The sequence below is a fragment of the Streptomyces sp. NPDC001532 genome, from assembly GCF_040298625.1.
In the GTDB taxonomy this organism is placed as follows: Bacteria; Actinomycetota; Actinomycetes; order Streptomycetales; family Streptomycetaceae; genus Streptomyces.
This window is the reverse complement of record NZ_JBEPAL010000013.1, coordinates 1-13,730: the sequence shown is the minus strand read 5'-3', so window position 1 is coordinate 13,730 and position 13,730 is coordinate 1. Positions and strand designations below refer to the sequence as shown.

Genomic DNA, 13,730 nt, shown 5'->3' with positions numbered 1-13,730 from the left:
CGCGGCCCGCTCCCGCACAGCCGGCACCTGCACGGCCCGCACCCGCGCGGACGGCCCGTACCCCCGCCGACAGGGGTACGGGCCGCAGTGTGCGGATGCCCCGCGCGCGTGGAGCTAGCCGTTCCCGTCCTCCACCCACCCGAGGCTCTTCTCCACGGCCCTGCGCCAGTTGCGGTACTCGCGGTCACGCACCGAACGGTCCATCGCCGGAACCCACTCGGCGTCCTTGCGCCAGTGCGCCTTGAGCTCCTCCAGGTCGTTCCACACCCCGGTCGCGAGCCCGGCGGCGTAGGCGGCGCCCAGGCAGGTCGTCTCGGACACGCGGGGCCGGATCACCGGGACGCCGAGCACATCCGCCTGGTGCTGCATCAGCAGGTTGTTCCCGGTCATGCCGCCGTCCACCTTCAGGGCCGTGATGGGCACCCCGGAGTCCTGGAACATGGCGTCCACCACCTCGCGCGTCTGCCAGCTCGTCGCCTCCAGCACCGCACGCGCGAGATGCGCCTTCGTGACGTACCGGGTGAGGCCGGTGACCACCCCGCGCGCGTCGGAGCGCCAGTACGGCGCGAACAGGCCGGAGAAGGCGGGCACTATGTACGCGCCGCCGTTGTCCTCGACGCTCGCCGCCAGCGGTTCCATCTCGTCGGCGCTGCGGATGATCCCGAGCTGGTCGCGGAACCATTGCACGAGCGCGCCCGTTATGGCGATCGAGCCCTCCAGACAGTAGACCGGCGCCTCGGCACCGATCTTGTAGCCCACCGTCGTCAGCAGCCCGTTCTTGGACGGCACCGGCCGGCTGCCGGTGTTCAACAACAGAAAACTGCCCGTCCCGTACGTGTTCTTCGCCGACCCCACGTCGTAGCAGGCCTGCCCGAACACCGCCGCCTGCTGGTCACCGAGCGCCGACGCCACCGGGACGCCGGCCAGCTGTCCGACGGCCGTCCCGTACACCTCGGCGGACGACCTGATCTCCGGAAGCACGGCCTCCGGGACATTCATCGCGGAGAGGATCGAGGCGTCCCACCGAAGGGTCTCCAGGTTCATCAGCATGGTGCGCCCGGCGTTGGTCACATCGGTCACGTGCCGCCCGCCGTCGGTGCCGCCGGTGAGGTTCCAGATCAGCCATGAGTCGACGGTGCCGAAGGCGATCTCGCCCCGCTCGGCCCGCGCCCGCAGCCCCGGCACGTTGTCGAGCAGCCAGGCCGCCTTGGGCCCGGAGAAGTAGCTCGCCAGCGGCAACCCGGTCCGCTCGCGGAAGCGGTCCTGGCCGTCCGCGCCGCCCAGTTCGGCGCAGAGCGCGGCGGTTCGGGTGTCCTGCCACACGATGGCGTTGTGCACCGGTTTGCCGGTCGCACGGTCCCACAGAACCGTCGTCTCGCGCTGGTTGGTGATACCCAGCGCGCTCAACTGTTCCGCCCGCAGCCCGGCCTTGGCGAGGGCCCCGGCGACCACCGCCTGGACCTTGGCCCAGATCTCGGAGGCGTCGTGCTCCACCCAGCCGGGCTTGGGGAAGATCTGGCGGTGCTCACGCCGGTCGACGGCGACGATCCCGCCGCCGTGGTCGAAGATGATGCAGCGGCTCGACGTGGTGCCCTGGTCGATCGCGGCGACGTACTTCTCGCCGTTGTCCGTCATGGCCACCCCTTCGGCTCGGTTCAGCAGGCTGCGCGGGAGACCGGACCGGCGAAACGGTCAAGCGGCTCCGTGCTCCGTGACGTGACGAGCGTGCCGTCGCAGCCGAATCGCCGGCGGGGGAGCGGGCCGCGGCTCAGGAGCCCGTACGGCGCGGTGCCGGAATATGCCGAGAATGTACGGCGATGTCGGCGGACAACGGGAAGTGTTCTCCGGCACTCCGAAGCCGTCAAGGTCGGCGACGGGAACGGTTTTTCAGCCCGAGGTGGCCCTTCGATCCCCCCGAGCCTCCCTCGATCCCCCGAGCCCCCCTCGATCCCTCCGAGCCCCCTCGAACCCCCGAATTCACCGCACCCGAGCCCGAGCCACCAACCCGAGTCATCTCCCGAGCCCCCACCCGACCCGCGGCCCCGGCAGCCGGCCCCTCACCCCGCCCGGCCTCCTACACCGCGCGCCCGGCCTCCTACACCGCGCGCCCCGCCTCCTACACCGCGCACCCCGCCTGCCCGGGCACCGCCTCCGCGCCCCGGCGCACGTCGTATCCCGGCAGTCCCGCGTGCCCCAGGACCCAACTCGCCCCGGACAGTGCCTTCGCGGCCTTCTTCAGCGGCGCCAGGGAGGCCGCCGCCTGCCGGTGATCCGACACGCTGCCCGGCCCGCACACCACCGTGGCCAGCGACAGCGTCACCGGCCGGCCGCCCGCGGACCACGCCGCGTCGAGCACCGCCGCAGCCAGCGGATCGAGCCCTTCCGGGTCCGCGAGCACCAGGAAGTCGTCCCCGCCGATGTGCCCCACGCGGATGCTCCCCGACGCCGCCAGCTGCAGCGCCCGGCCCACCGACCGGATCAGCTCGTCGCCCGCCGCGAACCCAGCCCCGTCGTTCACCTGCTTGAAGTGGTCGACATCCAGCCAGCTCAGGGCGAACGGCCGCCCGTCCGCGATCCGCCGGTCCACCTCACCGGTGATCGCGTCCGAACCGGGCAGCCGGGTCAGCGGGTTGAGCCCGGCCGCCTCCTCGACCCGGGACTCGGCCAGCGCCCGCACCAGGTCCGCGAGGCGTACGACGCCCACGCACCGCCCGTACCCGTCCACGACCGCCACATCGTCCGAGGTGCGGTCCCGCTCACCGTCCGCCACCACGTCCAGCACCTCCCACGCGGTGGCGTCCACCCCGACCGTCCGCGGCGGATCGCCCAGCTTGGCGGCCGGCCGGTCGGCATACAGCGCGTGCCCGTACCGGCCCGACAGGGACAGCAGGAAACGGGACCGGTGCACCGACCGCACCGGCACCCCGCCCCGGTCCACCAGCAGCACCCCGGACACGTCGGGCGACCCGGTGAGCAGGTCCCGCACCTGGGAAGCGGACGCGGACTCGGGCAGCAGCGCGGCCGGCCGGACGAACTCCCGCACCGACGGCCCCGACCGCACCGTCCCGTCGAAACCGGGGGAGCGGGGCGGAACGTACACATCCATGGTGGGCAGCCTGGCCGGCGGCGCGAACAGCACGCCCTGGGCCAGCTGCGCCCCGGCCGACAACGCCGCCGCACACTGAAGTTCGGTCTCCACCCCCTCGACGGCCAGCAGCGCCCCCAGCTCGTCGCTCAGGGTCCGCATCGCCCGTACGGCGGCGGGCCGGGCCAGCAGAGACGCGTCCAGCTTGACCAGGTCGGGCGCGAGGTCCGCCAGCAGCCGCAGCGGCAGGTCACCGTCTCCCACACCGTCCGCGCTGATCCGGAAGCCCTGCCCCCGCAACACGCCCACGGCCTCCAGCAGCGCCTGCTGCGGCACATGCGTGTAGGGCGGGCCGATGTCGACGGTCACCTCCCACGGCAGCCGTCCCGCCGCGCGCACCGCGTCGTGCAGCGGGGCGAGCCCGCCGAGATCCGCGAGCGTGCCGGCGAACACGTTGACGTGCAGCGGCAGCAGCGTCTCGTGGCGAACCGCCGCCCGGACCGCCGACACGGCCATCCGGCCGTCGAGTTCGGGATCTCGACGGGCCTCGGCCAGGATGTCACCGGTCTCCGGGCGGGCAAGGATCTCCAGTGCCGCGATCCCACCGGTGGACAGATTGACCACCGGCTGGAAAGCGAAGCGGAGCGTGTCCGACCAGGAGTGCACGGGAGCATGATGGCTCCGCCGGCGCGCGCCTTGGCCCAGTTCACACTACGTTCACGCAGCATTCCCGGTCGATCACGCAGCGTACAAAGAGCTCGCCACCTGGGGGCCAGGACGGTGAGATCGCGTTCGCACGCCTGCCGGGACGGCGCACACGCGCTCCACGACCCTCACCCGGCCGACTAGAGGGCCGAACCGCCCTACGCCCGATCGGGCTCGGATCGCCTCCTCTCACTTCCCCGCCGCGACCCGGGCCTGATAGATGCAGGGGACATGACACGAATCTCCTCCATGACCCGCGGCCTGGTCACCAGGGCGGCCGCCCTCCTCGCCATGACCACCGCCTCCACCACCGCCCAGGCCGCACCGGAACCCACCGCACCGGCCGACTTCGTCGCCCTGCGCACCGTCGACCGGACGATCCTCCAGGAGATGCGCTACCGCACGTCCCACAACTTCGTGGGCGAGCGCATCGACGGCTACCGGCAGCCCTTGTGCATCCTCACCCGCCCCGCCGCACAAGCCCTCCACCAGGCCCAGAGGAAGCTGCTGCGCCAGGGCTACAGCCTCAAGGTCTACGACTGCTACCGGCCGCAGCGCGCGGTGGACCACTTCGTCCGCTGGGCCGAGGACCTCGACGACCAGGCCATGAAGGCCGAGTTCTATCCGAACGTCGACAAGACCCGGCTGTTCGCGGACGGTTACATCGCGGAGAAATCAGGCCACAGCCGCGGCTCCACCGTCGACCTCACCCTCGTCCGGCTCCCGGCCGGGCCGACCAGGCCCTACATCCCCGGCCAACCCCTGGCGGCCTGTCACGCCCCCCAGGACCAGCGCTTCCCCGACAACTCCGTCGACATGGGCACCGGATTCGACTGCTTCGACACCCTCTCCCACACCCTCGACCCGCGCGTCCAGGGCGAACAGCGAGCCAACCGGCTCCTGCTCAAGAACACCCTGGAAGAGCTCGGCTTCGTCAACCTCGCCGAGGAGTGGTGGCACTTCACCTACAAGCCCGAGCCCTACCCGGACACCTACTTCGACTTCCCCGTCTCCGCCAGGTCCCTCGCCCACGGCCACTGAGCCGGCACCCGCGACGACGCCCTCCCCATGATCGGATACAGTCCGCGGCGTGTCCGAAACTCATGCCCCCACCCCCAACTCCGCGCCGGGCTCCCACTGTTCGAGCTGCGGATCGCCCTACGGAGAGGGCGTCTCCGGCTGGCCCCGCACCTGCCCGGCCTGCGCCACCGTCGCCTACCGCAACCCGCTGCCGGTCGCGGTCGCCCTCCAGCCCGTCTACGACACCCAGGGCACCGCCCTGGTCGTCATCACCCGAACCGTCGCCCCCGCGCGGGGAGGCATCGCCCTGCCCGGCGGTTTCATCGACGACCGCGAGGACTGGCGCCAGGCCGTCGTCAGGGAACTCAAGGAGGAGACCGGCATCGACGCGCTCGCCCGCGACGTCCGGCTCATCGACGCCATGAGCGCCCCCGCCGGCCATCTGCTGATCTTCGGGCTGCTCCCGGAACGCCCCGCCGACAGCCTGCCCGCCTCCACGGCCACCGACGAGACCGAGGGCTGGCACCTCCTGCGCCAGCCCGCCGAACTCGCCTTCCCCCTGCACACACTGGCCGTACGGGCCTGGTTCGAGGGCCGCTACATCTGATCCCGGTCCGCCCCGAGCCCACGCACCCGCACCGGACGGGGCGGCACGGCCCCGCCGCCCTCGTCCTCCCGCTCGACCAGCACCCGCCGGCCCGCCCGGCGGGACACATAGCGCTCGATCTCGGGCTCCTCCCAGCCCTCACCGGCGTCCGGCACCACCAGCCCGCCCCCGGTACGCCCCCGCGCGGGAGCCCACACCTCCAGCTCCAGCCCCCCGTCGTCACCCCGTACCGGCAGCACGGCCCCCGCCCGCGCGAACACCGGAATCCGCCCCAGGGGAGCGTCGACCAGCACCCGCGCCGGCCCCTCGTACACCTGCTCGGTCACCGTGTCGTACCACCGCCCGCGCGGGAGCCGCACCGCCCGCCTGTCCGCCCCGGGATCGAGCACCGGCGCCACGAGCAGGCAGTCGCCCAGCAGAAAGGCGTCCTCGCAGTCCCGCAGCTCCCGGTCCTCCGGCGCCCCCCACCACAACGGCCGCACATAGGGAGCCCCGGTACGCCGCGCCAGATGCGCCAATGTCACGAAGTACGGCAGCAGCCGCCGCCGCTCCAGCAGCGCCACGCGCGCGTGCTCCAGCACCTCGGCACCGAACTCCCACGGCTCCCGCCGCCCCGCCCGCAGACTCGCATGGGTACGGAACAGCGGCAGATAGGCACCCAGCTGGAACCAGCGCAGGAACAGCTCCGGCGACGGACTCCCGTCGAACCCGCCCACGTCCGGCCCCGAGTACGGCACCCCGCACAACCCGAGCCCCAGCACCAGCGACAACGACGCCCGCAGCCCCGGCCAGCCCGTCGCCACATCACCGGACCACGTCCCGCCGTAACGCTGCATGCCCACCCAGCCGGACCGCGAGAACACGAACGGACGCCGCCCCGGCACACGCTCGGCCAGCCCCTCGAACCCCGCCTGCGCCATGCACAGCGCGTACACGTTGTGCGCCTCGCGATGATCGCCCCCGCGCCCCTCCAGGGAGTGCCGGGCCGAACGCGGCAGCGTCGTCTCCCCGAACGCCGCGAACGACGTCGGCTCGTTCATGTCGTGCCAGAACCCCGAGAAGCCCTGCGCCAGCCGCTCCTCGTAGAGACCGCCCCACCAGCGCCGCACCCGCGGGTCCGTGAAGTCCGGGAACACCGAGTCCCCGGCCCAGCCCACCCCCCGCACCACCCGCCCCGAGGCGTCCCGCACGAACGCACCCTCGGCCGCCCCGCTGTCCCGCACGGGATCGCCCGGCTCGTCCCGCACCGCGGCGTCGACGATCGACACCAGCCGGATCCCGTCCCGCCGAAGCTCCTCGGCGAGCTGCGGCAACTTGGGGAAACGGTCGGGATCGACCGTGAACACCCGATGATCCTCGTAGTGATCGATGTCCAGGTGGACGGCGTCCAGCGGCAGACCGTGCTCCTGGTACCCCGAGACGATCCGCCGCACCTCGTCCTCGGTCCCGAAACCCCACCGCGCGTGATGGTGGCCCAGCGCCCAGGCCGGCGGCAGCGCGGGCGCCCCCGTCAGCGACGCCCACGCGAGCAGCACGCGCGCGGGGGTCCCCACCACCACCCAGCAGCGCAGCGGACCGCCGTCCATCCGCAGCTCGGACATCCCGCACCGGTCGTGCCCCGAACCGGCGCCCTCCACGCCCTCCCGCAACAGCACCGTGCCGTCCCAGGTGGTGTCGTGGAACATCAGATGCGTGCCCGCGTCGGCCACCACCAGCTGCACCGGCATGGTGATGTACAGCGGATCGTCGTCCGGACCGAAAGCGGCCCCCGGATCGGTGTTCCACAACCGGTACGCCCCGTCCCGCAGCCGAGGCCCCGACGCCCTGCCCCCGAGCCCGAAGAACCGCGCGTCCGCGGGCACCTCCGACCGCTGCATCCACCGCGCGGTGCCCCCACCGACCGGCTCCCACCACCGCGGCGGCAGATCGCGCCGCAGCGTCACCCCGCCGGGCGTGCGCACCTCCACCGCACCGTCGCGCGCCACCACGACCGTCACCCGCTCCGCGACGACCCGCCAGCCGCCGTCCTTGTCGGGCTCCAGCACGGCCCGCGGATCAGGATCCGGACAGCGACCGCCCACCGCGTACGACGGCTCCGGACCGGCCCCGTCCCAGCCCCAGAAGACCGCCCCGTTCACCGCCACCATGATCCGCAGCTCCGAACGGCCGAACCGAAGCGTGCCCCCGCCCGGCCCCGGCTCCGCCGACCGCAGCACACCGGGCACCCGGGCCCGCTCCGCACCCCTCGGCGGCAGCCCCGAGGCGTCGGCACGCCTGCGCCGCCACGCCGCCCGTACGGTACGCAACCCCTGCGCCGCCCCCACGGAACCGACCGTCTTCATCGAACGCACCAGGTCACGACCGTCCATGCTGCTCACCCTGCCACTGAGCGGACCGTGCGCGTGTCTCGTTCAACTGCCGTTCACCCGTGTCAGGACCACATCTTCACGACACGGACTATGTGGGGCGCACCCTGGTGTACAAGTCGATCACATGGCATCGTCCGTGTCAGCCGCGTCACGCGCACAACCCTGCACGTGCGCGGAGGACGCACACGACGCGCACAGTCCGGGAGCCGCCCCATGTCGACCGTGAACCCCCAGCCGCTCTGGCAGCCCGATCCGGAACACATCGCCCAGGCACAGATCACCAGGTTCCAGACCTGGGCCGCCGAGCACCACGGCGCCCCGGCCGACGGCGGCTACACCGCCCTGCACCGCTGGTCCGTCGACGAACTGGACACGTTCTGGAAAGCCGTCACCGAGTGGTTCGACGTGCGGTTCTCCACCCCCTACGCGCGCGTGCTCGGCGACCGCAGCATGCCCGGCGCCCAGTGGTTCCCCGGCGCCACCCTCAACTACGCCGAACACGCCCTGCGCGCGGCGGCGACCCGCGCGGACGAACCGGCCCTCCTCTGCGTCGACGAGACCCACGAACCCCGCGCGGTGACCTGGTCCGAACTGCGCCGCCAGGTGGGCTCCCTGGCCGCGGAACTCCGCCGCCTCGGCGTCCGCCCGGGCGACCGCGTCAGCGGCTACCTCCCGAACGTCCCCCAGGCCGTCGTCGCCCTGCTGGCCACCGCCGCGGTCGGCGGAGTCTGGACGTCCTGCGCCCCCGACTTCGGCGCCCGCAGCGTCCTCGACCGCTTCCAGCAGGTCGAACCCGTCGTCCTCTTCACCGTCGACGGCTACCGCTACGGCGGCAAGGAGCACGACCGCCGCGACACCGTCACCGAGCTGCGCCGCGAACTGCCGACCCTGCGCGCCGTCGTCCACATTCCCCTCCTCGGCACCGAGGCGCCGGACGGAGCCGTCGAGTGGGGCGCCCTGACCGGCGCGGACGTCGAACCGGAATTCGAGCAGCTCCCCTTCGACCACCCCCTGTGGGTCCTCTACTCCTCCGGCACGACCGGCCTGCCCAAGCCGATCGTCCAGTCCCAGGGCGGCATCCTGGTCGAGCACCTCAAGCAGCTAGGCCTGCACTGCGACCTCGGCCCCGAGGACCGCTTCTTCTGGTACACCTCCACCGGCTGGATGATGTGGAACTTCCTCGTCTCCGGCCTCCTGACCGGCACCACGATCGTCCTTTACGACGGCAGCCCCGGACACCCCGACACCGGCGCCCAGTGGCGGATCGCCGAACGCACCGGAGCCACCCTCTACGGCACCTCGGCCGCGTACGTCATGGCCTGCCGCAAGGCGGAGGTGCACCCCGCGCGGGACCACGACCTGTCCGCGGTGCGCTGCGTCGCGACCACCGGCTCGCCGCTGCCGCCCGACGGCTTCCGCTGGCTGCACGACGAGGTCCGCGACGACCTGTGGATCGCCTCCGTCAGCGGCGGCACCGACGTCTGTTCCTGCTTCGCCGGGGCGGTACCGACCCTCCCCGTGTACATCGGCGAGCTCCAGGCCCCTGGTCTGGGCACCGACCTGCAGTCCTGGGACCCGGCCGGCGACCCCCAGGTCGACGAGGTCGGCGAACTGGTGGTCACCAACCCCATGCCGTCCATGCCGATCTACTTCTGGAACGACCCCGACGGCAGCCGCTACCACGACAGCTACTTCGACACCTATCCCGGCGTCTGGCGCCACGGCGACTGGATCACCGTCACCTCACGAGGCTCGGTGATCATCCACGGCCGCTCCGACTCCACCCTCAACCGGCAGGGCGTCCGCATGGGCTCGGCCGACATCTACGAAGCCGTCGAGCGCCTTCCCGAGATCAAGGAATCGCTCGTCATCGGCCTGGAGCAGCCCGACGGCGGCTACTGGATGCCCCTCTTCGTCCACCTGGCCCCCGGCGCCGTCCTCGACGACGCCCTCCTGGGCCGGGTGAAGCAGACCATCCGCGAACAGCTCTCCCCGCGTCACATCCCCGACGAGATCATCGAAGTGCCCGGCATCCCGCACACCCTCACCGGCAAGCGCATCGAGGTCCCGGTCAAGCGCCTCCTCCAAGGCACCCCGCTGGAGAAGGCCGTCAACCCCGGCTCCATCGACAACCTCGACCTGCTCCATTTCTACGAGGACCTGGCCCGCAAGCGCGCCTGACACCCACACCGCGACCACCCTCCGCAGACGGCCTCGGACTCGCCGCACACCCGGCCGAGCCCGAGGCCAGGGCATTCGACCCGCGCTTTCCTTCCTCACGCAAGCCGCGAACCACCTCGGCCGACCCCGTTGTCAGTGCCGCCGGTTACTGTGAGTGAGCATTGATCGACTGCGCACAGGGGGAAACATGGCGCACACCGACCACCTGACCATGCGACGCGTCCTGCGCCGCGAAATCGCCGGCACCATCGGCCTGCTCACCGACGAGCACGACTTCCGCGCGATGCGGCACTACCGCACCTTCACCTTCGAGGACCACCAGACCTACCTCCAGCACGTGGAGGCCCTGCTCAAAACCCTGGCCGCCCAGGGCAGCCACACCACCGTGGCCCTCTTCGATCCGCAGGAGTACGCCGACTTCTGCTCGGACGTGGGACTCGACCCCGACATCCCCTCCAGCCGAAGCCGCTTCACCGCCGAACTGGCCGCCACCGGACCGACCGTCCCCTACGACGGCCGACCCCTCGCGGACCTCGTCCCCGCCCTCGTCGACGAAGCCGTACGCCAGGCGACCTGGGACTACGCCTCCACCCTCCTCGCCCACCTCGGGTCGTGCACGACCTGCGGCGAGGACCTCGGCCGGGCCGCCTTCACCCGCGCCTCGGCTGTCCTCACCCGCATCCTCGACACGGCGCCGCCCGGCAACCGCCACCTCGTCTGCAGCGTCTCCGGCACCCCCGAAACCCTCGTGGCAGCCCTGCACGCCGACGACGGCGACACCGAACTCGACCCGGCCGAAGCCCTCGACTTCACCACCGTCCTGGCCCTCGGCCTGGCCACCCGCAACCCGGGCGGACTCGTCATGCGCACCACCGCCCCCGGCACCGCCGACCGCGTCTACGGCTGGCGCCTGCGCGGCCACGGCCTCGAACCCCTCACCGCCGGCGAGGTCTTCGACGCCTACTGCACCGACGTCGAGTCCGGAGAGCTGATCTCTCCCGAATCCGGCGTCGACTACTGCGAACCGCCCGACCTGGGAGAGGAAGGACCGGCACCGCACCACCACCACTGAAACACCCGAGGGGCGCCCCACCCGCAGGTGAAGCGCCCCTCGGCAACAGCCGTCGTAAGACGCGGCCGGACTACTCGCCCGACAGCACCGCCTGAGCGGCGCCGCGCGCCTCCTCGGCACTGTCCGCCGCACGCGCGGCCGCCGCGGCCCGCTCGCACTGCGCCAGCGTGTACTTCGCCAGCGTCGCCCGGACGTAGGGAATCGACGCCGCACCCATGGAGAGGGAGGTGACACCCAGACCGGTCAGCACACAGGCGAGCAGCGGGTCGGACGCCGCCTCACCGCAGACACCACAGCTCTTGCCCTCGGCCCTGGCCGCCTCCGCGGACAGCGCGACCAGGTCCAGCAGCGCCGGCTGCCACGGGTCCTGGAGCCGGGACACCGCACCGACCTGGCGGTCGGCGGCGAAGGTGTACTGAGCGAGGTCGTTGGTGCCCAGCGACAGGAACTCGACCTCCTGGAGGATCGAGCGCGCGCGCAGCGCGGCCGACGGGATCTCCACCATGGCGCCGTACTTCGCCCGCAGCCCGGCGGCACGGCACGCCTCGGCGAACGCCTTGGCGTCCGCACGGTCCGCCACCATCGGGGCCATCACCTCGAGGTGGACCGGCAGACCCTCGGCGGCCTTGGCCAGCGCGGTCAGCTGGGTCCGCAGCACCTCCGGGTGGTCCAGCAGCGTCCGCAGACCCCGCACGCCGAGCGCCGGGTTCGGCTCGTCCGCCGGAGTCAGGAAGTCCAGCGGCTTGTCCGCGCCGGCGTCCAGCACCCGGACCACGACCCGGCCCTCGGGGAACGCCTCCAGCACCTGCCGGTAGGCCTCGACCTGCTTCTCCTCGGAAGGAGCCTGCTTGCTGTCGTCCAGGAACAGGAACTCGGTCCGGAAGAGACCGACGCCCTCGGCACCGGCCTCGACCGCCGCCGCCACGTCAGCGGAACCGCCGATGTTGGCGAGCAGCGGCACCTTGTGACCGTCGGACGTGGCACCAGGGCCTGTCGAGGCGGCCAGCGCGGCCTTGCGCTCCGCGGCCGCGGCCGCCATCCGCGCCTTCTTCTCCTCGCTGGGGTTCACGAAGATCTCACCGGTGCTGCCGTCGACGGCGACGACCGTCCCCTCCGCCAGCTCACCGGCTCCGGGCAGCGCCACCACGGCCGGCACCCCGAGTGCCCGCGCCAGGATGGCGCTGTGACTGGTCGGCCCACCCTCCTCGGTGACGAAGCCCAGCACCAGCGTCGGGTCGAGCAGAGCGGTGTCGGCCGGAGCCAGGTCACGCGCCACCAGCACGTAAGGCTCGTCGCTGTCCGGCACACCCGGCATCGGGACGCCCAGCAGACGGGCGACGATACGATTCCGCACATCGTCGAGGTCGGCGACACGGCCGGCCAGGTACTCACCGGCACCGGCCAGCAGATCCCGGTACGCGGCGAAAGCGTCGTACACCGCGCGCTCGGCCGTGCTGCCCACGGCGATCCGACGATCCACGTCCGCGATCAGCTCCGGGTCCTGGGCCATCATGGCCTGGGCCTCCAGCACCGCCTGCGCCTCGCCGCCGGCCAGATTGCCGCGCGCCATCAGGTCGGCCGCGACGGCCTCCACGGCCTGACGGGCGCGCCCCTGCTCGCGCTCCGCCTCTTCCGCCGGGATCTGCTTGGCGGGCGGTTCGAGCACCGCCGTCCCCATGTGCCGAACCTCGCCGATCGCCACACCGTGGCTCACGCCGACGCCTCGCAGCGTTGTCTCCATCTCACCCGTCTCCGATAGTGCGGCGGGTCCCGCCGCCGCGGTGGTTGTACTGACTCGCCGTCCTCGGACGGCATGACGTCACTTCCAGACGAAGAGACTGTCGCCGGCCTTGACGTCGCCGTCCTCACGGAGCTCGGACAGAGCCTCGGCGGTTGCCTCCAGCGCGACGACGGGGCAGATGGGGGACTTGCCGGCGGCCTCGACGGCGGCCGGGTCCCAGCGCACGACTGCCTGACCACGGGTCACGGTGTCCCCCTTGTTCACAAGGAGCTCGAAGCCCTCACCGTTCAGCTGCACGGTGTCGATGCCGAGGTGGGTGAGTACACCGTGCCCCTCGGCGTCGACCACCACGAAGGCGTGCGGGTGCAGCGAGACGATGACGCCCTCGACGGGCGCGACGGCCTCGGAGGGCTCGCGCACGGGGTCGATGGCGGTACCCGGGCCGACCATGGCTCCGGAGAAGACCGGATCCGGCACTGCGGCCAGTCCGATGGCGCGGCCGGCGAGCGGGGACATCACGGTGGTCATGGGAAGCCTCCCAGGGGTGGAGAGAGATGGGCCGTCACTGCCTGTCCCGGACGGCGCCTGATCAGCAGCGTATGTCATAGGAAGTGACGGTTCCGCACGATAGCTCCCGAGGAGAGGTCTAGACCACCCCTTCAACGGATTTGCACCTGCTCGACGGCCCCGTGTACAGTCGAAACCCTGCTTGAGGCTGAGCGGCGCGACCAAGCGCCCTGGCCCGGCGGCACCCAACTTGTCAGATCCTATCTCGGGGTCTCCTTCTGCATGTCTGCAGGAGGTGGTCAGAGAGACGGAAAAACACTGATAGAGTTTGGAACACCGAAGGGAAGCGCCCGGAGGAAAGCCCGAGAGGGTGAGTACAAAGGAAGCGTCCGTTCCTTGAGAACTCAACAGCGTGCCAAAAGTCAACGCCAGATATGTTGATA

At 71.9% G+C, this 13,730-nt stretch carries 9 protein-coding genes; 4 read left to right on the top strand and 5 right to left on the bottom strand.

Features of this window, described 5'->3' with window-relative positions:
• Nucleotides 1-114: 114 nt before the first annotated feature.
• Nucleotides 115-1,635, bottom strand: coding sequence for a glycerol kinase GlpK (gene glpK / locus ABT232_RS14780; protein WP_351840230.1), 1,521 nt, complete (start codon nucleotides 1,633-1,635; stop codon nucleotides 115-117).
• 481 nt (nucleotides 1,636-2,116) lie between these two features.
• The gene (locus tag ABT232_RS14775; RefSeq protein WP_351840228.1) at nucleotides 2,117-3,751 is read right to left on the bottom strand and encodes an EAL domain-containing protein; all 1,635 of its coding nucleotides are present in this window, start codon (nucleotides 3,749-3,751) and stop codon (nucleotides 2,117-2,119) included.
• 270 nt (nucleotides 3,752-4,021) lie between these two features.
• On the opposite strand from ABT232_RS14775, the gene ABT232_RS14770 reads away from it, so the two are divergent.
• Both ABT232_RS14770 and ABT232_RS14765 read left to right on the top strand, forming a co-directional pair.
• The gene (locus tag ABT232_RS14770; protein WP_351840227.1) at nucleotides 4,022-4,831 is read left to right on the top strand and encodes a M15 family metallopeptidase; all 810 of its coding nucleotides are present in this window, start codon (nucleotides 4,022-4,024) and stop codon (nucleotides 4,829-4,831) included.
• 49 nt (nucleotides 4,832-4,880) lie between these two features.
• The gene (locus tag ABT232_RS14765; protein WP_351840225.1) at nucleotides 4,881-5,417 is read left to right on the top strand and encodes an NUDIX domain-containing protein; all 537 of its coding nucleotides are present in this window, start codon (nucleotides 4,881-4,883) and stop codon (nucleotides 5,415-5,417) included.
• Here ABT232_RS14765 and ABT232_RS14760 read toward each other — a convergent pair.
• The gene (locus tag ABT232_RS14760) at nucleotides 5,408-7,786 is read right to left on the bottom strand and encodes a glycoside hydrolase family 31 protein (protein ID WP_351840223.1); all 2,379 of its coding nucleotides are present in this window, start codon (nucleotides 7,784-7,786) and stop codon (nucleotides 5,408-5,410) included. The two genes, ABT232_RS14765 and ABT232_RS14760, sit on opposite strands and share 10 nt — an antisense overlap.
• Nucleotides 7,787-7,999: 213 nt before the next feature.
• Between ABT232_RS14760 and ABT232_RS14755 the strand changes: the two genes are divergently transcribed.
• Together ABT232_RS14755 and ABT232_RS14750 are read left to right on the top strand one after the other, a co-directional pair.
• A complete protein-coding gene (locus tag ABT232_RS14755; RefSeq protein WP_351840221.1) occupies nucleotides 8,000-9,967 on the top strand; it encodes an acetoacetate--CoA ligase in 1,968 nt (655 codons plus the stop codon).
• A 187-nt stretch (nucleotides 9,968-10,154) separates the two neighbouring features.
• Nucleotides 10,155-11,039, top strand: coding sequence for a DUF8829 domain-containing protein (locus ABT232_RS14750; RefSeq protein ID WP_351840219.1), 885 nt, complete (start codon nucleotides 10,155-10,157; stop codon nucleotides 11,037-11,039).
• 70 nt (nucleotides 11,040-11,109) lie between these two features.
• On the opposite strand, the gene ptsP is transcribed toward ABT232_RS14750, so the two are convergent.
• On the bottom strand, nucleotides 11,110-12,780 hold the full coding sequence (gene ptsP / locus ABT232_RS14745) for a phosphoenolpyruvate--protein phosphotransferase (protein ID WP_351840217.1): 1,671 nt from the start codon (nucleotides 12,778-12,780) through the stop codon (nucleotides 11,110-11,112).
• Nucleotides 12,781-12,858: 78 nt separating this feature from the next.
• Nucleotides 12,859-13,308, bottom strand: coding sequence for a PTS sugar transporter subunit IIA (locus ABT232_RS14740; RefSeq protein WP_351840215.1), 450 nt, complete (start codon nucleotides 13,306-13,308; stop codon nucleotides 12,859-12,861).
• Between the last annotated feature and the right edge of the window lie 422 nt (nucleotides 13,309-13,730).